21 protein-coding genes and 1 pseudogene are annotated in these 22,357 nt (G+C 72.1%); 8 read left to right on the forward strand and 14 right to left on the reverse strand.

Going from position 1 to position 22,357, the window contains the following annotated elements:
- Positions 1 to 9: 9 nt before the first annotated feature.
- Positions 10 to 951 (reverse strand): TIGR03619 family F420-dependent LLM class oxidoreductase, encoded by a 942-nt coding sequence (locus ACZ7EG_RS33940; RefSeq protein ID WP_471087578.1) that lies wholly within the window; start codon positions 949 to 951, stop codon positions 10 to 12.
- Between the two features lie 124 nt (positions 952 to 1,075).
- Between ACZ7EG_RS33940 and ACZ7EG_RS33945 the strand changes: the two genes are divergently transcribed.
- On the forward strand, positions 1,076 to 1,648 hold the full coding sequence (locus ACZ7EG_RS33945; protein ID WP_471087581.1) for a MarR family winged helix-turn-helix transcriptional regulator: 573 nt from the start codon (positions 1,076 to 1,078) through the stop codon (positions 1,646 to 1,648).
- Positions 1,649 to 1,662: 14 nt separating this feature from the next.
- On the opposite strand, the gene ACZ7EG_RS33950 is transcribed toward ACZ7EG_RS33945, so the two are convergent.
- The 10 genes from ACZ7EG_RS33950 to ACZ7EG_RS33995 all read right to left on the reverse strand — a co-directional run bounded on the left by ACZ7EG_RS33950 (position 1,663) and on the right by ACZ7EG_RS33995 (position 11,723).
- Entirely contained in the window at positions 1,663 to 2,358 is a 696-nt protein-coding gene (locus ACZ7EG_RS33950; protein ID WP_471087584.1) for a gamma-glutamyl-gamma-aminobutyrate hydrolase family protein, read from the reverse strand.
- On the reverse strand, positions 2,355 to 3,845 hold the full coding sequence (locus ACZ7EG_RS33955) for an aldehyde dehydrogenase (RefSeq protein WP_471087587.1): 1,491 nt from the start codon (positions 3,843 to 3,845) through the stop codon (positions 2,355 to 2,357). The genes ACZ7EG_RS33950 and ACZ7EG_RS33955 overlap by 4 nt, the downstream gene beginning before the upstream one ends.
- A 64-nt stretch (positions 3,846 to 3,909) precedes the next feature.
- Positions 3,910 to 5,370 (reverse strand): APC family permease, encoded by a 1,461-nt coding sequence (locus ACZ7EG_RS33960; RefSeq protein ID WP_471087590.1) that lies wholly within the window; start codon positions 5,368 to 5,370, stop codon positions 3,910 to 3,912.
- A gap of 137 nt (positions 5,371 to 5,507) precedes the next feature.
- A complete protein-coding gene (locus tag ACZ7EG_RS33965) occupies positions 5,508 to 6,110 on the reverse strand; it encodes a TetR/AcrR family transcriptional regulator (protein ID WP_471087592.1) in 603 nt (200 codons plus the stop codon).
- An 82-nt stretch (positions 6,111 to 6,192) separates the two neighbouring features.
- Positions 6,193 to 7,038 carry a fumarylacetoacetate hydrolase family protein gene (locus ACZ7EG_RS33970; protein WP_471087595.1) on the reverse strand — a complete coding sequence of 282 codons (846 nt, stop codon included), beginning with the start codon at positions 7,036 to 7,038 and terminating at the stop codon, positions 6,193 to 6,195.
- Positions 7,031 to 7,960 carry a 3,4-dihydroxyphenylacetate 2,3-dioxygenase gene (locus tag ACZ7EG_RS33975; protein WP_471087598.1) on the reverse strand — a complete coding sequence of 310 codons (930 nt, stop codon included), beginning with the start codon at positions 7,958 to 7,960 and terminating at the stop codon, positions 7,031 to 7,033. The genes ACZ7EG_RS33970 and ACZ7EG_RS33975 overlap by 8 nt, the downstream gene beginning before the upstream one ends.
- Positions 7,953 to 9,416 carry an aldehyde dehydrogenase gene (locus ACZ7EG_RS33980; protein WP_471087600.1) on the reverse strand — a complete coding sequence of 488 codons (1,464 nt, stop codon included), beginning with the start codon at positions 9,414 to 9,416 and terminating at the stop codon, positions 7,953 to 7,955. The genes ACZ7EG_RS33975 and ACZ7EG_RS33980 overlap by 8 nt, the downstream gene beginning before the upstream one ends.
- Before the next feature lie 96 nt (positions 9,417 to 9,512).
- A complete protein-coding gene (locus ACZ7EG_RS33985; RefSeq protein ID WP_471087603.1) occupies positions 9,513 to 10,325 on the reverse strand; it encodes an acetoacetate decarboxylase family protein in 813 nt (270 codons plus the stop codon).
- On the reverse strand, positions 10,322 to 11,533 hold the full coding sequence (locus tag ACZ7EG_RS33990) for an NAD(P)/FAD-dependent oxidoreductase (protein ID WP_471087608.1): 1,212 nt from the start codon (positions 11,531 to 11,533) through the stop codon (positions 10,322 to 10,324). Before ACZ7EG_RS33990 ends, ACZ7EG_RS33985 begins: the two co-directional genes overlap by 4 nt.
- Position 11,534: 1 nt before the next feature.
- Positions 11,535 to 11,723, reverse strand: coding sequence for a ferredoxin (locus tag ACZ7EG_RS33995; RefSeq protein ID WP_466830975.1), 189 nt, complete (start codon positions 11,721 to 11,723; stop codon positions 11,535 to 11,537).
- A 339-nt stretch (positions 11,724 to 12,062) separates the two neighbouring features.
- Here ACZ7EG_RS33995 and ACZ7EG_RS34000 point away from each other — a divergent pair, with 339 nt between their 5' ends.
- The 3 genes from ACZ7EG_RS34000 to ACZ7EG_RS34010 all read left to right on the forward strand — a co-directional run bounded on the left by ACZ7EG_RS34000 (position 12,063) and on the right by ACZ7EG_RS34010 (position 16,261).
- On the forward strand, positions 12,063 to 13,412 hold the full coding sequence (locus tag ACZ7EG_RS34000; RefSeq protein ID WP_471087611.1) for a glutamine synthetase family protein: 1,350 nt from the start codon (positions 12,063 to 12,065) through the stop codon (positions 13,410 to 13,412).
- A gap of 28 nt (positions 13,413 to 13,440) precedes the next feature.
- A complete protein-coding gene (locus ACZ7EG_RS34005) occupies positions 13,441 to 14,727 on the forward strand; it encodes a cytochrome P450 (RefSeq protein WP_471087614.1) in 1,287 nt (428 codons plus the stop codon).
- 151 nt (positions 14,728 to 14,878) lie between these two features.
- Complete coding sequence (locus tag ACZ7EG_RS34010) at positions 14,879 to 16,261, forward strand: FAD-binding oxidoreductase (protein WP_471087617.1); 1,383 nt, start codon at positions 14,879 to 14,881, stop codon at positions 16,259 to 16,261.
- 173 nt (positions 16,262 to 16,434) lie between these two features.
- Here ACZ7EG_RS34010 and ACZ7EG_RS34015 read toward each other — a convergent pair whose 3' ends face one another.
- Entirely contained in the window at positions 16,435 to 17,052 is a 618-nt protein-coding gene (locus ACZ7EG_RS34015; RefSeq protein WP_471087620.1) for a sigma-70 family RNA polymerase sigma factor, read from the reverse strand.
- A gap of 217 nt (positions 17,053 to 17,269) precedes the next feature.
- On the reverse strand, positions 17,270 to 17,947 hold the full coding sequence (locus tag ACZ7EG_RS34020) for a hypothetical protein (RefSeq protein ID WP_471087623.1): 678 nt from the start codon (positions 17,945 to 17,947) through the stop codon (positions 17,270 to 17,272).
- Positions 17,948 to 18,089: 142 nt separating this feature from the next.
- Between ACZ7EG_RS34020 and ACZ7EG_RS34025 the strand changes: the two genes are divergently transcribed.
- On the forward strand, positions 18,090 to 19,229 hold the full coding sequence (locus ACZ7EG_RS34025; protein ID WP_471087626.1) for a winged helix DNA-binding domain-containing protein: 1,140 nt from the start codon (positions 18,090 to 18,092) through the stop codon (positions 19,227 to 19,229).
- Positions 19,230 to 19,292: 63 nt separating this feature from the next.
- Here ACZ7EG_RS34025 and ACZ7EG_RS34030 read toward each other — a convergent pair.
- Positions 19,293 to 19,448, reverse strand: a pseudogene (locus ACZ7EG_RS34030) (DUF4396 domain-containing protein); the annotation flags it as partial.
- 321 nt (positions 19,449 to 19,769) lie between these two features.
- Between ACZ7EG_RS34030 and ACZ7EG_RS34035 the strand changes: the two are divergent.
- The 3 genes from ACZ7EG_RS34035 to ACZ7EG_RS34045 all read left to right on the forward strand — a co-directional run bounded on the left by ACZ7EG_RS34035 (position 19,770) and on the right by ACZ7EG_RS34045 (position 22,352).
- Positions 19,770 to 20,612, forward strand: a complete 843-nt coding sequence (locus ACZ7EG_RS34035; RefSeq protein ID WP_471087630.1) for an SDR family NAD(P)-dependent oxidoreductase — start codon at positions 19,770 to 19,772, stop codon at positions 20,610 to 20,612.
- A gap of 161 nt (positions 20,613 to 20,773) precedes the next feature.
- A complete protein-coding gene (locus ACZ7EG_RS34040; protein ID WP_471087633.1) occupies positions 20,774 to 21,571 on the forward strand; it encodes a VOC family protein in 798 nt (265 codons plus the stop codon).
- Positions 21,572 to 21,815: 244 nt separating this feature from the next.
- Complete coding sequence (locus ACZ7EG_RS34045) at positions 21,816 to 22,352, forward strand: GNAT family N-acetyltransferase (RefSeq protein ID WP_471087636.1); 537 nt, start codon at positions 21,816 to 21,818, stop codon at positions 22,350 to 22,352.
- Positions 22,353 to 22,357 lie beyond the last annotated feature (5 nt).

The following is a 22,357-nucleotide window of genomic DNA, read 5'->3' on the forward strand; positions in this document are numbered from 1 at the left end:
GCGGGGCGGTCAGGACGTCAGCGTCTCGACGCGCCGCATGACCTCACGGCAGAACTCCCCCACACCGTCGGGGTCGTCGATGAACTGGTTCGGCTTGACGCAGAACGTCGTGAAACCCTGCTCCACCTGCTCCGGGATCACGGACAGCGCCGCGCCGAGGTCCGCCGGTGAGCGGTCGTCGGGGAAGACGGCCTGGGTGCCGCCGATCATCTCCAGGTCGGCGATGTCCCGCCCGGCCGCGGACATCGCCTCCTTGAGCCCCTGAAGGTCCTCGGGCGCGGGTCGGCCGAGCGGGTGGAAGCCGTGGCCGTACTCGACGAGACGGCGCAGGACAGGGCCGTGCAGGCGCTGGCCGCCGAACCAGAGCCGGGGGCCGTCCGGCCGGTGCGCCTTGGGCTCGAAGTAGACGTTCCGGAAGGAGTAGTGGGGTCCGGCGTGGGAGAACGGTGACGGCCCCCAGGCCTTCGCCCAGACCTCCAGGTGTTCGTCGAGGAGCCGCCCACGGCGGGCGAACGGCACACCGAGGGCGTCGTACTCGTCCTTGCTCCAGCTCACCGTGGGCTGTACGACGAGACGCCCCTCGCTGATCAGGTCGAGGGTGCCGAGTTCGCGGGCGAGCAGCAGGGGGTGACGCAGCGGGGCGAGGACGGCCGCGGCGGCCAGACGCAACCGGGAGGTGACGGAGGCGATGGCGGCGAGCAGCAGCAGGGAGTTCGGCCAGGGGGTGCAGGGGTCCTGGTTGCCCGGCAGGGCGTAGTCGCGGGGGTTTCCCATGACACCGGCGGCCGCCGCGTCGGGGCCGAGGACGATGTGCTCGCTGACCATGACAGCGTCGAAGCCGGCGTCCTCGGCCTCGCGGGCCCAGCGGACGGCGGCGGGCAGATCGGCCCGGCCGCCGGTGAGGGTCCAGTTCTCGCTGAGGACGAGGAGCATGCGGGGAGGGCCGGGCATGACGGGGTGTTCCTTTCGGCTCGTACAATTTGAGTCCGAACGATCGGGCGGCGGGGTTGAGCCGCCCGTGTGTGACGCGTCGCGACCGGACAAAGGGAACCGCGACCAGACGAAGGAGCCGCTCGTGCCGGGGCACCGATCCATCACCGAAGCCGAGAAGCTCGCCGCGGCGAAGCTCGGCGGTATTCCGATCCGCCGGGAGCAGATGGCGGCGGTGGCGAACATCTACCGGGCCGCGTCCGCCGTGCGGCAGCACCTGGAGAACTCGGTGCTGCGCGGTTCCGACCTGACCTGGACGGCCTTCGTGGTGCTGTGGGTGGTCTGGGTGTGGGGCGAGTCGGAGACCCGGCACGTGGCCGAGGAGGCGGGGATCTCCAAGGGCACGCTCACGGGTGTGGTGCGCACGCTGGAGTCCCGGGGCCTGCTGCGGCGGGACGGCCATCCCAGCGACGGGCGCCTGGTGCTGCTGAGCCTCACCGCCGAGGGCGAGAAGTTCATGGCGCGGGTGTTCCCGGCGTTCAACGAGGAGGAGGCCTTCGTCACCGCCGGGCTCAGCGACGCCGAGTGCCGCAGCCTCGCCGAGGGGCTGCGGAGCGTGGTGCTCCAGGTGGAGGAGCACGGCGAGGAGCGGCGGCAGTCCCTGCTGGGCGGCGCCGAGCCCGCCCCGCGGCGCAGCGGGCGGCGGCCCCGGGCCTGAGAACCGCCGCGGCCTCACCGGGTCGCGGCCCGCACGAGCGCGTCGAACAGGCCCTGCTGGGCGGGATCCTCGTGTGCGGTGTCCTCCGGGTGCCACTGGACGGCCGTGAACCAGCCGTGGGCGCCGGGGATTTCGAGGGCCTCGACGGTGCCGTCGGCCGCCCGGGCCGTGACGCGCAGGCCCGCTCCCGGGCGGTCGACGCGCTGGTGGTGGTAGCAGGACACGTCGGTCTTCTCGGCGCCCGCGGCCCGCGCCACGAGCGAGCCGGGTTCCAGGGAGACGGGGTGCACGAGGTGCCGGTGTTCGCGCTCGGGGCCGCCCATGTCCTGCTCCAGGGTGCCGCCGAGGGCGACGTTGACGACCTGGAGGCCGCGGCATACGGCGAGCAGGGGCAGGCCGGACTCCAGGGCGTGGCGGGCGACGTCGAGGTCGAAGGTGTCCTGGAGGGCGTCGACGTCGTAGACGGTGTCGTGGGTGTCGGTGGCGCCGTAGCGGGAGGGGGCGAGGTCGCCGCCGCCGGGGAGCAGGACGCCGTCGAAGCGGGCCAGCCGGGCTGCCGTGCCGCTGTCGGCCGGGTGGATGCCCACCGGTTCGCCGCCGGCCCGCCAGACGGACTCGATCAGGGCGCGGGCGTTGACCTCGGCGGCGTACCGAAGGGCGGAGGTCGTGGCGGAGAAGCGGGCGGGGATCGCGATCAGGGGGCGGGTCACAGCTGGATCCAGGTGGTCTTGAGCTCGGTGTACTTCTCCAGCGCGTGGGCGGACTTGTCGCGGCCGTTGCCCGACTGCTTCATGCCGCCGAAGGGCACGGTGAGGTCGCCCTCCTCGTAGCAGTTGACCCAGACCGTTCCGGCCTTCAGGGCGCGCGACACCCGGTGGGCGGTGGACAGGTCGGAGGTCCACAGTCCGGCGGCGAGGCCGTACTCGGTGGCGTTGGCCAGCCGGACCGCCTCGTCGAGGTCGTCGAAGGCGAGCACGGACAGGACGGGGCCGAAGATCTCCTCCCGGGCCAGTCGCGAGCCGGGGTCCACGCGGTCGAAGACAGTGGGTTCGAGGTACGTCCCGCCCGTCTGGGCGAGGACGCGGTCGCCGCCGGTGCGCAGCCGGGCGCCCTCGTCGACACCGTGGCGGATGTGATCGCGGACGCGGTCCAGGTGCGCCCGGCCGACGAGGGCGCCCATCTCCGTCTCAGGATCGAGCGGGTCGCCCACCCTCAGTTCACGGGCCCGCCGGACCACGGCCTCGGTGACCCGCTCGGCGATCGAGGAGTGCACGAGGAGCCGGGAGGGAGCGGTGCACATCTCGCCCTGGTTGAAGAAGATGCCCCAGGCGGCGGTGGCGGCGGCCTTCTCCAGGTCGGGAGCGTCGGGCAGGACGATGTTGGGCGACTTGCCGCCGAGTTCCAGCCAGACGCGCTTGAGGTTGGAGTCGGCGGCGTAGCGCAGGAAATGACGGCCGACGGCGGTGGAGCCGGTGAACGCCAGGACGTCGACGTCCGGGTGGAGGCCGAGGGCACGGCCCGCTGTCGGGCCGTCGCCGCTGACGACGTTGAGGACACCGGGCGGGAGGCCGGCCTCGGTGGCGAGGCGCCCGAGGAGCAGGGCGGAGAGCGGGGAGTTCTCCGAGGGCTTGAGGACGACCGTGCAGCCGGCCGCCAGGGCCGGGGCCACCTTCCAGCCGGCCAGGGTCAGTGGGAAGTTCCAGGGAACCACCGCCCCGACCACCCCGGCGGGTTCCCTGGTGACCAGGGCGAGGGCGTCCGGGGCGGTGTGCGGAGCGGCGTCGGTCAGCTTGTCCGCGAGCTGGCCGTACCAGCGGAAGGTGGTGATGACGGCGCGCAGTTCGATGCCGTAGGCGTCCGAGATCGGTTTGCCCATCTCCAGGCTGACCGTGAGAGCGAGTTCCTCGCGCCGCTCCTCCAGCAGATCGGCGAGGCGGAACAGGGCCCGGCCGCGCTCGGCGGGTGCCAGGCGCGGCCACGGGCCGGTGTCGAAGGCCCGCCGCGCGGCGGCGACAGCCGCGTCCACCTCGGCGGCCCCGCCGTCCGCGACCTCGGCGAGGACCCGGCCGTCGCGCGGGGACACGACCGGGAACGTCGCCCCTGTCCCGGCCTCCTCGGCGCCGTCGATGTGATGGGCACCGGAGAGCTGGAACGCCTTGGCGCGGCGCAGCCACTCGTCGTGGGGGACGGCCGGCATGAGTGATCCTCCTTTGATCTCAAACGATATGGGCGGGGCTGTGCACGGACGGCCGTGCCCGCGGTCAGCCGTCGGCAGCCGCGACGGCCCTGCCCCGCACCCGTGCGGCGACCAGGCCGAGTCCCATGACGACCGGGACGGACAGCGTGAGCCACAGGGCGGTGGTGCGTTCGCCGCCGATGAGGGTGGTGAAGTTGACCAGGATGAGCCAGATCGCCCCCGCGATGCCGAGTGCGCCCAGGGCGGGTGCGATCAGCGTGTTCCACAGGCGGGTGTCCAGGCGGGCCCGACGGAAGAAGACGACGACGGACACCGAGGTCAGCAGGTACAGCAGCATCATCGCCAGGACGGCGACGCCGCTGAACCAGGAGAACAGGGTCAGCACCGGGTCCTTGCCCGCCAGCGCGAAGGGCACCACCAGCAGGGCGGCCAGGGCCGTCTGGACGCACCCGGCGGTCCAGGGCGCGTGACGGCGGTTGAGCCGGCACATCCGGAGCGGCAGCAGCCGGTCGCGGCCGAGGGAGAACAGATAACGGTTGGCCGAGTTGTGGAAGGTGAGGATGCCGGCGAAGAGGGACGTGGCGAGCAGGACCGGCAGCACGTCGCCCACCCAGCCGCCGAAGTCCGCCGCGATCGGCGCGAAGACGAACCCGGCGCCGTCGCCGCCCTCCAGGGCCTTGCCCGCGGCCGCGGTGGCCCGGGAGGCGCCGTAGGAGGAGATCAGCATCCAGGAGACGAGGGCGAAGAAGCCCGTGACGACGGCGACCGCGAGGTAGGTGGCCCGCGGCACGGTCTTCCTGGGCTCGCGCGCCTCCTCGCCGTAGATGGCGGTGGCCTCGAAGCCGAACATGGAGGCCACGGCGAACATCACGGCCACGCCCGGGGCGCCGTCCAGGGCGGCGGACGGGGAGAAGCTGTCGGCGAGGCCGAGCCCCTCGGGACCGCCGCCCTTGACGAGGGTGACCAGGGCGAAGACCGACAGGATGCTGAACTCGGCGAGGACGAACACGGCGAGGACCTTGGCGCCCATCTCGACGCCGGCCGCCCCGAGCGCCTGGACGACGGCCATGGTGGCCAGCGTCCAGACCCACCACGGCAGGTCGAGGCCGGTGTGGCTCGCGACCAGGCCGCTCACGATGGCGCCGTAGAGACCGTACATCGCGGCCTGGATGGTGCAGTAGGCGAAGAGGGCGAGGCCCGCGCTGCCGGTGCCGGTGGTGCGGCCGAGGCCCTTGCCGATGTACGTGTAGAAGGCGCCCGCGTCCACCACGTGGCGGCCCATGGCGACGAAGCCCACCGAGAACAGCAGGATCACCAGGCCCGCCACCAGGTAGGCGGCGGGTACTCCGGGGCCGTTGCCGAGGGCCACGGCGATGGGGGCCGCGCCGGCGATGCCGGTCAGCGGGGCCTGCGCGGACAGGACGAAGAAGAGGATGCCCAGGACGCCGAGGGCGTTGGGCTTGAGTGTGCCTGCGGTGGGCGCGTCCGGTTCCGCTGTGTGCTGGAAGACCGTCTGACTGTCCACTCGGATCACCTGCCAGAGGGGAGGAAGGATCGTTTCAGGCCAAACGAGTTGCCTCATCCTGGGGCGGAACTATCCGTTTGGCAAGGGGTGAAGGACGAGGAATTCCGGCGCCGCGGGACGGCGGGGGCCGGCGCGGGTCAGGCTTCGTCGCCGGGCCGCTCGGCGAGCAGGCTCAGCACCGAGCGCAGCTCGTCCAGGGCCTCGTCGATGACCTCGCGCTCACCGAAGACCAGCTGGTGCAGGACGAGCCCTTCCAACGTGGCGAACACCATCCGGGACAGGCCTTCGCCGACCGGGCCGGGCAGCATCTGGGTGAGCTCTCGCCGGGTCGCGTCGAAGTACTCGTCGTACAGCGACCGCAGGTGGGCCAGGAGCTCGGGGCGCCGCCGGGCTTCCAGGAGCAGTTCGTACTGGAACGCCTGGAGATCCGGCCCGGTCTCCACCATGTCCGTCAGCCCCACCGAGAAATCGGCGGCCCTGCCGGTGCCCGGTTCCAGGGCGCTGCTGTTCAGCGAGGAGCGGATGGCGTGGGCCACGGCCTCCTCGATCAGGGCGTCCCGGGAACCGAAGTGGTGCACGACCAGGCCGTGGGTGACGCCGGCCTCCTCCGCGACGGCCCGGTAGGTGAGCCTGCGCAGCCCGCCCCGGGCCACGACCCGCACGGCGGCCTCCAGCAGGGCCTCACGGCCCGTGCCGTAGTTCACGCGCTTGCGGGGGCGGGGCCCGGCGGGCTCAGTCATGCCCGTGACCCTACCGGGGCGCTCCCTCTCGGCGACGGCCCGGCCGGGGAGCACGTCGGCACCATGGCTCCCGGCCTCCGCGTCAGCGGCGCGGCGGCCGGATGCCACGGAACTCCCAGTCGCCGCCGAGGGCGGTCGAGAGCACCTCCTCCGATTCCGTGGGCTGGGCGCCCACGTCCGGGCGGATGGCGGTCGGCCCGGTGACGATGTGGTTGGTGAGCCGCCCGAGGCCCTCGACCTCCACCTCCACGACGTCGCCCGGTTGGACGGGCCGCGAGTTGGCGGGCGTGCCGGACAGCAGGACGTCCCCGGGGTACAGCGTGATGGTGCGGGCGATGTCGGCGACGAGGTAGTGCATGTCCCAGGTCATCTCGTCGGTCGAACCGTCCTGCACCACCTCCCCGTTGACGTACGTCCGCAGCCGCTTGCCGTGGAAGTCCCAGTCGGTGACCAGGCCGGGGCCGAGCGGGCAGAGGGTGTCGGAGCCCTTCACCCGGAGCATCGACCCGGCGTCGGTGTCGCGGAAGTCGTGCAGCCCGTAGTCGTTGGCGACGGTGTATCCGGCGATGTACTCCCCCGCCTCGGCCGGCGAGATGTTCCGCGCGGTCTTCCCGATGACGATGGCGACCTCGCCCTCGTAGTTGAGCCACTTGCAGCCCTCGGGGCGGACGATCGCGCCCCGGTGGGCGTTGAGGGACGAGGTCGGCTTGTGGAAGAACGTGGGGGTGTCGGGCAGCCCGATCCTGAACTCGTCCACCCGGCTGCGGTGGTTGAGGTGGACGGCGATGACTTTGGACGGCACGACCGGCGGCAGGTGCTGGGCCTCCTCGGTCTTGACGCGGCGGCCGTCCCCGGCGACGAGTTCGTCACCGTCGACGGTGACCTGGACGGCGGCGCCGTCGAGGAGGATGCGGCGGTACTCAGGCATGGGCGGGCTCCTGCGTAGTGGGGTCATCTGCGGTCCAGCCGCCGGCGGGTCGGTCGAACCAGAGGTGGGCCTGGCCGGTGCCGACGGAGTTCTCGTAGGCGCCGTACTGGCGGGCCTTGGCGACACAGGCCTGCTCGCCGAGGGCGCCGGCCATCATCAGGTAGTGGAAGAACTTCGCCTCGGGCTTGAACTTCCAGAACTCTTCCATCGTGTCGAGGACCTTGTCGTGGCGGCCCTCCTTGAACCAGGCGATGCGTTCGTAGTCTGCCTCACGTGCTTCCGGCGTGCGGATGTGCACCGGGTCGCTCGCCTCGTGGTCGCGCAGCTCGCGCAGCGGCCAGAAGGTGTGCGAGAGGGCACCGGAGGCGATGAGCAGCACCCGCCGCCCGGGGGTCGCGGCGATCCCGTCGGCCAGGGCCCGCCCGAGCCGGAGATGGTCCTCCATGTCGCCGGTCTGGCAGACGCCGATGGTGACCCACCGCTTGTCGGGCAGGCCCTCCCCCAGGTACTTCCAGAGGTTGAGGGTGGCGTAGTAGATGGGCAGGTACTCGTCGTCGATCGGCGTGATCCAGGTGCCGTGCTTGTCGGCGAACGCGGCCACGTTGTGGGCGAGTTCCGGGTCGCCGGGGAAGTCGTAGGGCATCCTGCACATGCCGCGCGGCAGTTCCTCGGAGGTGAAGAGCCCGGCGCGGCGTGTTTGCGCGGTCACGACGAACTCGACAGTGGTCGCCCAGTGCGAATCCAGGACGACGACGGTGTCGTAATCGTTGGCGGCATCCCGCTCGAAGACGTCCCGGCGCAGTTCCCGCAGCCCGGTGACGAGGGTGATCTCCTTGCCCTCGTTGAGCTCCAGCCGGTCGGCCTCGGGCAGCACGATGGTGGGCACGTGGGCGAGCAGCCCGGCCCCGACGATCTCACCCATGGTCCTGGTCCCATCCCTTGGGGGCGGTGACGGTGTTCTTCAGGTCGCAGTAGAAGTCGAAGCTCCAGGTGCCGCCCTCGCGGCCGACCCCGGACTGCCGGGAGCCGCCGAAGGGTGCCTGGAGGTCACGCACGAAGAAGCAGTTGACCCAGACGGTGCCGGCGACGAGTCGCGCGGTGACGCGCCCGGCCCGTTCCCGGTCGCCGGTCGCGACGGTGGCGGCCAGCCCGAACCGCGTGTCGTTGGCGAGCCGCACGGCCTCGTCCTCGCCGGCGAAGGTCTGGAGGGTCAGGACCGGCCCGAAGACCTCCTCCTGCACGATCTCCGAGTCCTGGGCGACGTCGGTCAGCAGGGTCGGCGCGTAGTGCTGCCCGTCCTTGCGGTGCCCGCCGACGACCGCCCGCGCCCCCGCCGCGAGGGCCCGCTGCACGAAGCCGTCGATCTTCTCCAGCTGGCGCGGGTGAATGTTGGGCCCGACGTCGGTGTCCTCGTCACGCGGGTCGCCCTGCCGCAGGGCGGTGGCCTTCTCGACGAACCGGCGGGTGAACTCCTCGGCGACCGGCTCCTCGACGAGCAGCCGGGTGGCCGCGAGGCAGACCTGCCCGGCGTTGTCGTACTGCTCCACGGCGAGATCGACGGCCAGGTCGAGGTCGGCGTCGGCGAACACCAACAGGGGTGACTTTCCGCCGAGTTCGAGGCTCAGAGGCGTGAGGTTCGCGGCGGCGGACTCCGCGATCCGCCGGGCCGTCGGCACCGACCCGGTGAAGCTGATGCGGCGCACGTCGGGGTGGGAGGTGAGCGCGTCGCCGATCTCGGAGCCGTACCCCTGGACGACGTTGAGGACACCTGCGGGCAGTCCGGCCTCCGCGGCGATGTCGGCCAGCAGGGAGGCGGTCAGCGGCGACCACTCGGCGGGCTTGAGGACGACGGTGTTCCCGGCGGCGAGGGCCGGGGCGACCTTCCAGGTGGCCAGCATCAGCGGCGCGTTCCACGGCGTGATCAGCACACAGGGCCCGGCCGGATCCCAGCTGACGTGGTTGGTGTGACCGCGCGTCTCGAAGTCCTCGTGTCCGAGCCGGAGCAACCAGTCGGCGAAGAACCGGAAGTTGTGGGCGACGCGGGGCATGACACCCCGCCGGTGGGATCGCAACAGCGCCCCGTTGTCCGTGGTCTCGACGATCGCCAACTCCTCGATCCGCTTTTCGACACCGTCGGCGACGGCGTGCAGGATGCGGGCGCGTTCGGCGCGCGAGGTGGCGGCCCAGCCGGGAAACGCGTCCCGGGCGGCGGCGACAGCGGCTTCGGCTTCGGCGGGCCCGCCTCGGGCGATCTCGCCGAGGGCACTTCCGTCGATGGGAGAGTGATCGGTAAAGGTCCCGGCGGAGGCGACACGCTCGCCACCGATCCAGTGCCGGGTGTCGACGGACACTCCGGCGACGGTGATGTTGTCAGACATAGGAAGAGTTCCATTCGAACGAGGGGCACTGCACTTCCCAAGGGGCGCGGGGAACCGCGCGAGCAACCACAACGAGCCCGCACCCGCCGACCGGCACTACTCGGCAACCGCTCCGGACATACCCCCCTCCAGCAGCCGCCCCCCGTCCCAAACCACCCCGACCTGCCGGTAATACGCAGCGATCGGCTCCCGCACCTCCAGCCGGGCCAGCTCCTCCGTAGGCGCCTCGAACAGCTCCAGCTCCGCATCCCCCACCCAGGCCTGACCACCCTCGAAGGACGCGGCCCCGGACTCGATCAACTCGTCCAGAGCAAGCCCCTTGCCCTTCTCGATCGACGGCAGCCACCGGTGATGGGCCATGGGGTGCGCGTTGACGAACCCGCCGCTCTCGGACGGCTCCCGCAGTGTCACCACGGCCTGGGCCAGACGCCGGTCCGCGGCCGCCAGGGTCGCCCCGAACCGGGCCCCGGCCTCGATCCGCGGAGCGGGCCCGTAGGGATGCGGCCTCGTCTGGTGGATGGAGCCGAGCTTCTTCGGATACCCCTGGTGCAGCCCCCGCGCGATGGCGAAGTCCTTGTCCACCCAGATGTAGACGCACCGCGAGTACGTCCGCCCCCGGAAGCGGCACCGCACCACCGCGAACGCCTCCTTGTACTGCGCCCGCACGGGATCCAGCAGTTCCTCCCCGGAGGCCGAGCACGACTGCCAGTCGGCCCAGATCAGGGCGACGGCCCCCGGATCCTCCTTCTCCAACTCCATTGGCTCGGGCAGCAGTTCGCGCACGCGGGCGGGGTCCGTCCGGTACTCCACGGTGAGCAGGTCACCGGAGTAGCGCCAGGGCGGGGAGGGGATCAGCGACGACGCGCCCGTCGCCGTCTTGGGGTGGAAGTAACCACGAAGTCCGGTCACGAGAGGGCTCCTTGCGCAGTGAGGGCGGGCTGCTTCAGCAGATCGGCGCGATATCGGGCGGCGGCCCGCGCCGCGGAGGGTCCGCCGAGGGCGACGACACCGACCAGCAGCCCGTCGCGGTGGTAGCCGACCAGCACATCCCCCGAGAGGTCACCGTCCAGGACCCGGACGTCGCCGAGCCCCAGGCCGGGCGCGCCGAAGGACTGCAAGCGGAAGTCGTGCTGGTCGCTCCAGAAGGTGGGCAGGGGCGCGAAGGGCGGCAGGCCGGCGGCGCCTCCCACCAGCACCTTCGCCGCGTGCTTGGCAGAGTCGGTCGGCACGGACCAGTGCTCGACCCGCCGGGGCACCCCGTCGTAGCGGGCGTTCGGGAAGCGGGCGACATCGCCGACCGCGACGACGTCGGGCCGGCCGCCGACGCGCAGCTGCCCGTCGGTGAGCACGCCGTCACTCAGGTCGAGTCCGTTGCCCTCCAGCCACTCGGTGTTGGCGACCGAGCCCACGGACTCCACCACCACATCGGCGGGCAGTACGGATCCGTCGCCGAGTACGACACCGGTGACACGGTCGCCACCCTCGAACCCGGTGACACCCGAGGCGAGTACGAAGCGGACCCCGCGTTGCTCGTGCCGCGTGCGCAGCTCCCGGGCGAGCAGTTCCCCGAGAGGGCCGACCATCGGCAGCGGCAGCGGGTCGACCACGGTCACCTCGGCGGCACCGAGCCCGACCGCCGTGGCGGCCACCTCGCAGCCGATGAATCCGGCGCCGACCACGACGACCCGCACTCCCGGCCGGGTCAGCTCGCCCCGCAGCGCCTGGGCGTCGTCGATGGTCCGGACCGTATGACGGCCGGCGAGGGGCCCGGGGCAGCGCAGTCGGCGGGGCCGCATCCCGGTGGCGACGACCAGGCCGTCGTAGGAGAGCACCGCGCCGTCGTCGAGTGAGACGGTCCGCTCGGCGAGCCGTGCGGAGACGACTCTCGCGCCGAGCCGCCACTCCACATCCGTCGCGGAGGCCTTCGGAGTGAAGGCCAGGGATTCGAAGGCCGCCTTGCCCGCGAGGACCTCCTTGGACAGCGGGGGCCGGTTGTACGGGGGGTGCGGCTCGTCGCCGATCACCGTGATGCCGCCGGACCAGCCCGCGGCGCGCAGCTGCTCGGCGGCACGCAGTCCGCCGAGTGAGGCACCGGCGACGACGATGCGCCCGCCCATCTCAGTCCTCGATCCGGATGGCCTGCAGCGGACACACGTCCGCGGCCTCCTCGACCTCGTCGCGCAGGGCGTCGTCGGGGTCGGGGACGTAGGCCAGGCGGCCGACGTCGTCCATCCGGAAGACGTCCGGGGCCGAGAAGACGCACTGGCCGTGGTCCTGGCACTTGTTCATGTCGACGACGACCTTCATGGCCGGTCCTCCTGAATGTGAGGGCGTCGAAACGGAAGGAAAAGAGGGGCCCGGCCGGAAGGGGCCGGGCCCCGGCCAACGGGGTGCGGTCGAACGCGCCCCGAACTCGTTTGGCTTCAAACAAGGTAGGCAGGGGAAGGGGTCTGGTCAAGAGCTATCCGGATGGATAAATTCTTGCCCCGACCCTCTTGCGGGGCCCCGCACCCACCTCTACCGTTTGGCATCAAACAAGCACCGGGCGGTCCTGGCTTCGCCGCGCCCGGACGCTCGCTCTCTCGCCACCCGCCTCCCCGGCCCCGTGTCCCGGAGGTGTCCCGACGTCCGCCCGAGGAGACAACGGTGAGCGCTCACGATTCCGAAGAAGTCCGCCGCCACATGGACCGGCTCGCCGCCGACGGCATCGACGTGGTCCGGGTGACCTATCCCGACCTGATCGGCACCGACCGGGCGCGTGACGTGCTGCTCGAAGAGCTGCCCCGGGCCTGCGAGCACGGCTTGGCGTTCTGCCGCGCCGTCTACCACACCAGCCCGCAGGGGGACGTCGTCCCGGTCAGCGGCGGGCTCGACGCGGGGCTGCCGGACATCTGCGTCCGCCCCGACCTCGGCACTCTCGTGCCGCTGCCGTGGGAACCGGGGGTGGCCGCCTGTCTGGGCGAGGTCGTCGACCCGGCGACCGGTGCGCCCGCCCCCGAGTCGCCCCGCGATCTGCTGCGGTCCGTCCTCGCACGATGCGCCGAGCACGGCCTGCGCCCGGTGGTCGGGCCCGAGCTGGAGTACTTCCTGTGCGAGCGGGACCCGTCCGGCGGCTGGCGCCGTTACGCCCCCGACGCCGGGGTCGTCTACACCGCGGGGTTGCGCGCCGACCCGGACAACCACCTGCTGCGCACCCTGCGCCACGTACGCGATCTGAAGGTCGGGGCGATCAGCGGCAACCACGAGTTCGACGGCGGCCAGATCGAGATCAACCTGGTGCACTCGGAGGCCGTGTCGGCCGCCGACCGCTCCTTCCGCTTCAAGGCCGCCATCAAAGAATTGGCCCGCAAGGAAGGACGGCTGGCCACCTTCATGGCCAAGCCGTTCAACGACGCGGGCGGCTCCGGCTTCCACCTCCACCTGTCCTGCGACGACGAGGAGGGCTGCAACACCTTCGACGACCCGTCGGGCGCCTACGGCCTGTCCGCCACCGCCCGGCACGCCGTCGCCGGCGTCCTCGCCCACGCGCCCGCCCTGGCCGCGCTGCTCAACCCCACGGTCAACTCGTACAAGCGCTTCGGCCCGGACACCCTCGCGCCCTGGCTGATCGACTGGGGGCTGGACAACCGCAGCGCCATGGTGCGCATCCCGCCCGAGCGCGGCAGCGGCGCCCGGCTCGAACTGCGCCTCGGTGACGCGAGCGCCAACCCGTACCTGGCGATCGCCGCCACGACAGCGGCCGCGCTGCTGGGCGTGCTGGCCGGCGAGGAGCCGCCCGCCCCACTGGAGGGCTACGGCTACGACGCCGCCCGCTCTGCCGTCCTGCCGCAGACCCTGTCCGCCGCGCTGGACGCGCTGGAGGCGGACACCGCCCTGACCGACCTGCTCGGCAAGGGGTTCACCACGTCCTTCCTCTCCTACAAACGCGACGAGGTCGAACGCTTCCACCGGCACGTCACGGACTGGGAGTTCACCGAGTACGCCTACCACCTGTGACACCACCTGTGACGCCGAGGAGCTGCCGATGACCACCGAGACCCCGACCGACGCCGTGCGCGAGCCGCTGCCCCTGGCGGACGTGAACCTCGCCGACCTGGACCACTTCACCGACGGTGTCACGCCCTGGCGGATGTTCCACACCCTGCGCCACGAGGACCCCGTGCACTGGCAGCCCGAGGAGGCGCCCAACTCCGGCTTCTGGTCGCTGACCCGGCACGAGGACATCGTGCGGGTCGACCGCGACGCGGAGACCTTCACGTCGACGAAGTTCGTCAACCTCGAAGAAGTCGACGACGACCAGATCAAGAAGCGCGCCTCGATCCTCGAACTGGACGGCGTGCGCCACCGGGCACTGCGGAGCCTGATCCAGCGGCAGTTCGGTGCGAACGTGATCAACGGTTACACCGACTTCCTGCGCGGGCTGACCGCGAGGACCCTCGACGCCGCCCTCGCCAAGGGCCGCTTCGACTTCGTCGAGGACGTCTCGGCGGACTTCCCCATCAACGTGCTCGCCCGGCTGCTGGACGTGCCCCCGGAGGACAACCAGCGGCTCATCGACTGGGGCAACCGCATCATCGGCCACACCGACCCCGACTACGCGGACGTGCTGCTGCACAGCGAGGAGAGCGAGCAGTACCGCGACCTGCCCTTCCGCTCCCCCGCCTCGCTGGAGGTCTTCGAGTACGGCCGCGAGCTGGCGCGGCAGCGCCGGGGCGGTGACGGCACGGACCTGGTCTCCCGCCTGGTCAACACCACACCCCGGGACGGTGTGCCACTCTCCGCGCAGGACTTCGACAACTATTTCCTGCTGCTGGTCGTAGCCGGCAACGAGACCACCCGGCACACCATCTCCCACTCCATGCTGGCCCTCCTCCAGCACCCCGAGCAGCTCGCCCGCCTCCAGGAGGACCCCTCGCTGATCCCGGTCGCGGTGGAGGAGTTCCTGCGCTGGGCCTCCCCCGTCTACCACTTCCGCCGCACCGCCACGCGCGATGTCGAACTGGGCGGCAAGCCGGTAAAGGCGGGCGACAAGGTGGTGATGTGGTTCGCCTCCGGCAACCGCGACGAGGAGGTCTTCGGCAACCCCTACGACTTCGACGTCACGCGCCGAGACAACGACCACGTCACCTTCGGCAAGGGCAGCCCGCACCTGTGCCTGGGCAACCTGCTGGCCCGCACCGAGATCCGCATCATGTTCGAGGAACTGATCCCGCGCCTGGCGGACATCCGCCTGACCGGAGACGTGCCCAGGGTCCGCTCCAACTTCGTCAACGGCATCAAGAAGCTGCCGGTGGAGGTCACCCTGGCCTGACGCGAGCTCACGAGCGGGTGGGGAGCGGAACCCGGCACGGCCGGAAGCCGGTACGGCCCCCGGCGGCGGCGCACGCTCCGGACATGCGTCGTCTCTCGGTCGGCGGGAGGCTGGTGATGTCAGCACGGGCACCCGTCCCGAGGAGATCGTCATGGACACCGCCACCCTGGAAGACATGCGGACCACGCTGCGGGGGCCGGTGATCGGCCCGCGGGACGCCGGATACGACCAGGCCCGCAAGATCTACAACGCGATGATCGACAAACGGCCCGCCGCCCTCGTGCCCTGCGCGGACGCCGCCGACGTGATGGCCGCCGTCACCTACGTCCGTGACCACGGTCTGGAACTCGCCGTGCGGGGCGGCGGGCACAGCGGCCCCGGCCTGTGCCTGGTGGACGACGGCGTGACCATCGACCTCTCGCCGATGCGCTGGGTACGGGTCGACCCGGAGGCGCGGACCGCCGAGGTCGGCGGCGGCAGCCGGCTCGGCGACCTCGACCACGCCACGCAGGCCTTCGGTCTCGCCACCCCCACCGGCATCATCTCCATGACGGGCGTCGGGGGCCTGACCCTCGGCGGCGGCCACGGCTACCTCACCCGCAAGTACGGGCTGACCGTGGACAACCTGCTCGCCGCGGACGTGGTGCTGGCCGACGGCACCTTCGTCACCGCGAGCGAGACCGAACACCCGGACCTGTTCTGGGCCCTGCGGGGCGGCGGCGGCAACTTCGGCATCGCGACCTCCCTCACCTACCGGCTGCACCCGGTGGGCGCGGTCGGGGTCGGGGTGACGGTCTGGCCGGTCGACAGCACCCGTGAAGTGCTGGCCTGGTACCGCGAGTTCCTCCCGCAGGCGCCCGAGGACGTCTACGGTTTCTTCGCCGTCCTCGTCGTCCCGCCCGGCCCGCCCTTCCCCGAGGAGCTGCACGGCAAGAAGGTGTGCGCCATCGTGTGGTGCCGCACGGGTGACCTGGACGGGCTCGACGAGACCCTCTCCGTGGTGAACGACGCGGGCCGGCCGGCCTTCCACTTCACGACGCCGATGCCGTACGACGCGCTGCAGGGCATGTTCGACGAGCTGATCCCGACCGGCTACCAGTGGTACTGGCGGGGCGACTTCTTCGACCACATCCCCGACGCCGCCCTGGACGTGCACCTCGAGTACGGTCGGAGCAACCCCACGCCGCTGTCGCTGATGCACCTCTACCCCATCGACGGGGCCGCCCACCGGGTCGGCCCCGACGACACCGCGTGGGGCTACCGGGACGCGCTCTGGTCCGGCGTGTTCGCCGGTGTCGATCCCGACCCGGCCAACGCCGGCACGATCAGGCGGTGGTGCGTGGACTACCAGGAGGCCATGCACCCGTACTCGATGGGCGGCTCGTACGTGAACTTCATGGGCGCGGGCGAGGGCCGGGAACGCGTCCGGGCGACGTACCGCGACCACTACGACCGACTCGCCGGGATCAAGCGGACCTACGACCCGGACAACCTCTTCCACGCCAACCAGAACATCGAACCGGCGCGCGCCTGACGACCGGTTCCGGAACCCGGGGGCGGGGTGAGCGGTGCCCGCCGGCAGGAGCGGCGGGCACCGTCGGCCTCGCCCGGCCAGGCCGCGACGAGGGCAGGCTCCGGACGTGTCAGGCCGCGACGAGGGCAGGCTCCGGACGTGTCAGGCCGTGACGAGGAGAGGGTCCGGACGTGTCAGGCCGCGACGAGGGCCGGGCCCGGTTCCTCCGCCGCGGCGAGCAGGGCGAGGAGCGTGGCCCGGGCGCGGGACACGCGGGAACGGACCGTGCCGACGGGGCAGTTGCTCAGTTCGGCGGCTTCCGCGTAGGGCAGACCGAGCAGTTGCGTGAGGACGAACGCCTCGCGGCGTTCGGTCGGCAGACCGGCCAGCAACTCCAGCAGCGCCACGCCGTCGTCGAAGCCGGGAAGGCCACGCGGCTGGGCGAGTTCGGCCGCCGGTTCCCAGTCCGGCAGGTCGGCCGGGCGGGGGCGTACGGCGGTGTGGCGGATGCTGTCGGCCACCGCGCGCCGGGCGATCGCCAGCAGCCAGGTCCGTGCCGAGGAGCGGCCCTCGAAGCGGTGCAGGCTGCCGAGCGCCCGCAGGAACGTGTCCTGCGCCAGGTCGTCCACGGCCTGGGGGTCGGCGCACAGATGGGCGACGTACCGGGTCACGTCACGGTGCAGGGCGCGCACGAACCGGTCGACGGCCGCGGAATCCCCGCCGCGGGCGGCCAGCGCCCAGGCGGTTATCGACTCGTCGGCCGACGCCGATCTCTCGTGCGCGGGGGAAAGGGGCAGGGCAGGAGTGATCACCTGATGTCCTTCTCGGGATGCGGGACCACGAGGACACGCGGGTGGGCAGACCGTGAGGTCCGGCGAACGCGTGCGGGTGCGTGGCCCCGTGAGCGGGGAGGCGGGCGGGCGTCCGGCACGGAGCATCGTGGGCGTGAGCGCCTGCGGGTGCGCGGGTGCGGGGACGTACGACCGCGACCGGGGAGCGCAGGGGCTGCCCCGGTGTCACCGGCTGCCGTCAGACGGCAGCGGCCCCCGCGGGCGGTCCGCGCGTCGTGATCGCGTGGACGAGAAGGAGTCGGTGCGGCCTGCGGTGCGACGGCCGCCGCCGCTCGCGCACGGGCGGGGGCGGCGGGGCGATCAGGGCGGACAGGAGCCGCAGCGGTGCGGCGAGCCGGCTGCCCACGGCGTGCAGCAGCCGGAAGACGGCCCGTTCCCCGTACCCCAGCCACAGGCCGCACAGCAGCGCGGCCAGGAGGTGGGCGGCGAGCATGCCGAGGGACGAGTCACCGCCGGGGAGGTGCCCCGCGTGCGGGGACATGGAGGCCATGGCGTCCGGGCCCGTGCCGTGACTCATGTCGTGAGGCATGCCGTGGCTCATGGATCCCGTGCCGTGACTCATGTACGGCATGCCCATGACCCCGGGTCCGGATGCGGCCGGGGGCGGCGGCCCGAAGGAGAACACCGAGTGCAGCGCCGTCTGGACGGCGACGGCGACGGTGACGACCAGGCTGAGTCCGCGCTCGCGGCCCGCCAGGCACCAGCCCGCCATGGCCGTCACGGCCCAGCCGGCCAGCAGCGTCGACAAGGGCACGTGGTCGTCGGACATCATGACGTGCCCCAGGGCGGCGAGCACGACACAGACGGCCGCGAACACCGCGGCCCGTATCGTGCGAGCACACCACCCGACTGTCATGGCGCCTCATCCTCGCATCCGGCCCCGCTCCGACACCCATGGGTACGGACATCTCCCCCGCCGCACACTCAATCCAAGCCATGTGATCCGGGCCACTGCGACGGAGTCGGCGCCTCCGGTGGGGGCACGGCAGAATCCCGGCGTGGAGATCACCGCGCAGGAACTCAATCGGGCCACCCTCGCACGCCAGTTGCTGCTGGAGCGGGAGGCGATGGAGACCGGGGAGGCCGTGCGGCGTGTGGTGGCGCTGCAGGCCCAGCACGCCGCTTCGCCGTACGTGGCGCTGTGGAACCGTCTGGCGGGGTTCGCGCCGGAGAAGCTGGACGCCGCGTTCGCGGAGCGTGCGGTGGTCAAGGCGACGTTGATGCGGATCACGTTGCACGTGGTCCACGCGGCTGAGTACCAGGTCTTCCGGGAGGCCATGCAGCAGACGCTGTACGCCTCCCGGCTCGGGTACCGCTTCGCCGCGGCGGGGCTGACGCCGGCCGACGGCGAGGCACTCGTGCCCGAGTTGCTGGACTTCGCGAGCCGCCCCCGGACGGCCGCGGAGGTGCAGGACTGGCTGGAGGAGCGGGTCGGTGCGGAGAAGAAGGCCGGGGCGTGGTGGGGGCTCAAGGCCTACGCGCCGCTGCACCACGTGCCGACCGGCGGGCCCTGGGCGTTCGGCACCCGGTCGTCGTTCGTCGCGGCGCGGACCGGCCCCGCACCTCGAGGGCGGGCGACCGCGGTGGAGGCGCTGGGCTATCTCGTCCTGCGTTATCTGGCGGGTTTCGGGCCCTCCTCGGTGGCGGACGTCGCCCAGTTCGCCATGGTGCCGCGGGCACTCGTACGCCAGGCTCTGCTCGCCCTCGACGACGCTGTGGAACAGCTCCGGGATCCCGAAGGGACGATTCTCTACGACGTGCCGGGCGCCTTGCGCCCACCGGCAGACACACCGGCCCCGCCCCGGCTCATGGCCATGTGGGACAGCGTTCTGCTGGCTCATGCCGACCGCAGCCGTGTGATTCCCCCGGCGTATCGCCGTCTGGTGATCCGGGTGAACGGCGACGTGCTCCCCACGCTCCTGGTCGACGGCCGGGTCGCCGGCGTGTGGCGAGCGGTCGACGGCGGTGTCGAGGCCACGGCGTTCCACGACCTGCCGGCCGCAGTATGGGACGAACTGGCCGCCGAAGCCGCGTCGTTGACGGCGCTGGCGGCCGGCCGCGACACCGAGGTCTACCGCCGCTACCACCACTGGTGGCCGAAACTCCCCAAGGGCCAGGTGCGCCTGTTCAGAGGCTGAGTCCGGCCGGGCACGGTCCGCTCGTTCGTCCGCCCCCCGCATGCGCACCTGTGTGACGTCGTGTCAGTGGTGGGCGTGGACCACCGCGTGCCCCCGGCCGCGGCCGATCATCCACTTGTTGACCGGGGCGGTGATCAGGAAGGCGACCGCGAAGCCGCCGAGGAGGGCGGACCAGAAGAGGCCGTCGGACAGGTGGGCGTCCATCGCGCCGGGGGTGACACGGGTATCCAACGAGAGGTCGGACCCGACGACGGCTCCTCGACATCGAGACCGCCCGCACCACCGCCGACAACCTCGTTCACCTGCACGACGACCTCGCGACGGAAGGCCGGGGCCTCCGGGCCCGCCGCAGCCCGCGCCGTCCGCTCGGCCTCACGCAGCAAGCCCTCTGCCGCCGACGACCCGGTGAGATCCTGCCCGCAGCCCGGCCCACCTCGGTTTCCGGTCTCCGGCATTCGCTCATGTCCTGATACCGGTGGCCTACGACTAACCGTCGCAGAGGGCCCTGGCCCGTCCCATGATCGACTTAGAGTGGTCGCCATGACGACACACCCGACCCCAGCCACCGGACCGACCCGGCCGGACGGGGCCCCCACGCCGTCCCGGGCGACCGGGGCCTACCTCTGCGAACTGTTCTCGCTCGAGGGCAGGACCGCGGTGGTAACCGGCGGCAGTTCGGGTATCGGCCGCGCCATCACCGGCGCCCTCGCGCGCGCCGGGGCGAGCGTGGTGGTCGTGGCCCGGGGCGAGGCCGGACTGGCCGCGACGGTCGAGGAGCTGACGGCCCAGGGCTGCCGCGCCGCATGGGTCAGCGCGGATCTGAGCACCCGCGAGGGTGTGCGGACCGCTGCCGAGCGGGCGGCCGAGGCGTTCGGGGAGCCCGACATCCTCGTCAACAGCGCCGGGATCAACCTGCGTCCACCGATGGACGAACTGGGCGAGGACGTCTGGGACGCCACGATGGCCGTCAACCTGGAGGCGCCGTTCCTGCTCGGGCAGCGCTTCGGCCCCAGGATGGCGGAGCGGGGCCACGGTCGGATCATGCACATCAGCTCACAGCAGGCCCATCGCGCGTTCGTCCAGAGCGGGGCCTACGGCGCCTCCAAGGGCGGCCTCGAGGCGCTGACGCGTTCCCAGGCCGAGGCGTGGTCACCACGCGGGGTGACCTGCAACCTCCTCGTGCCGGGGTTCGTCATGACACCGCTCAACGCCCGGCTGTCGTCGGACCCGGAGAAGGTGGCCGCCCTCGCCTCCCGCACGATGATCGGCCGCAACGGACTCGCGGAGGACTTCGCGGGCGCGGCGGTCTTCCTGGCGAGCGGGGCGTCCGCCTACGTCACCGGGCAGTCGGTCTTCGTCGACGGCGGGCTGTCCGTCCACTGAGGCCCCGCGTCGGCGGGGTGGCCCCGGGCGGAGAGTCGCCGACGGGGTGCCCGAACGGAGAGCCACCGACGGGATGCCCCCGGGGGAGAGCCGCCGACGGGCGGTGGCCGGTGCTCGGTGTCACGCTGGGCACACAGGACCCGCGGAAGGGAAGCATCGCCATGATCACGACGGAGTACGTCCCCGGTTCTCCCTGCTGGCTCGATCTGGGCACTCCGGACGTCCGCGCCGCCGCCGGCTTCTACGGCGCCGTCCTCGGGTGGGACTACGAGTCCATGGGCGAGAGCGAGGACTTCGAGGGCGGGATGTTCAAGAAGGACGGCAAGACCGTCGCCGGACTCGGCAAGCTCACCGAGGAGGGCGCGCGGCCGGCCTGGATGCTCTACTACAGCGTCACCGACGCGGACGCCACGACGGAGGCCGTGCAGCAGGCGGGCGGCACCGTGCGGGTCGCGCCGATGGACCTCGACGACTGGGGCCGGATGGCGCAGTACAGCGACCCGCTGGGCGGCCAGTTCGCCGTCTGGCAGCCGGGCACGAACAAGGGCATGGAGCTGGTCGACCAGCCGGGCTCACTGTCGTGGACCGAGCTGTACACGACCGACGCCGCGGGCGCGCGGGAGTTCTACGGCTCCCTCTTCGGCTGGCAGTTCAGTGACATGCCACTGCCGGGCGGCGCGGGCACGTACACCCTGATCACCCCCTCCGGGCTCTCCGAGGACCGGATGCACGGCGGGCTCATGCAGCTCGGCAAGGAGGACCTGGCGCTGACGGGCGGGCGGCCGTACTGGCACCCGGTCTTCGCCGTCGACGACTGCGACGCCGCGGTGGCCCAGGTCACCGCGAACGGCGGCAGCGTGCAGATGGGCCCGGCGGACATGGAGGGCGTCGGGCGGCTCGCCGTCTGTCTCGACCCGGCGAACGCGGACTTCGTGGTGCTCGCCCCGTCCGAGGGCTGAAACCGGGACGTCGCGCCCGGTCCGGTCCACCCGGACCGGCCAGGAGACCCGGCCCGGTCCACCCGGACCGTCCAGGAGACCCGGCCCGATCCACCCGGACCGTCCAGGAGACCCGGCCCGATCCACCCGGACCGTCCAGGAGACCCGGCCCGGTTGCCCGCGGGCCTGCCGCCACCGCCGGTCTGCCGGAAGCGGCACCGGCACCCCCGACCGGCCCCGACGCCTTCTTGCATATGATGCGCAAATGCGTGAGTACAGCATCAGAGAAGCCGGGACGGCCGACATCGACGGGGCCCGGGCGGTGATGCTCGACGCCGTGTACCGCGACTTCGGCACGGGCTACGTGCCGCGCTGGCACGCCGACATCATCGATCCGGTGCCGTTCTACGTCACGCCGCCCCGGCACACCCTCCTGGTCGCCGTGGACGAGCGCGACGGGACGGTGGCGGCCACGGCGGCACTGGACGCGCGCGGACCGGCCCATCCGCCGAACCCCCGCTGGCTGGCCGATCGGTTCCCCTCGGGCGAGACGGCACAGCTCCGGCGGGTGTACGTGCGCCCCGAACACCGGCGGCGCGGGCTCGCCCGGCAACTGGTGGACGGCCTCCTGGAGTTCGCCCGGGCCGACGGCGGTTACCGGTCAGCCTACCTGCACACCTACCCGCACTCCCCCGGCGCGATGGGCCTATGGAAGGCGCTGGGCAAGGTGCTGTGCGACGAGCGCGAGGAGATGCCCGGCGGGGGCAGCGGCGTCTTGCACTTCGAAATACCATTCGCTTAACGAAA

Source organism: Streptomyces sp. NPDC037100, from assembly GCF_055606225.1.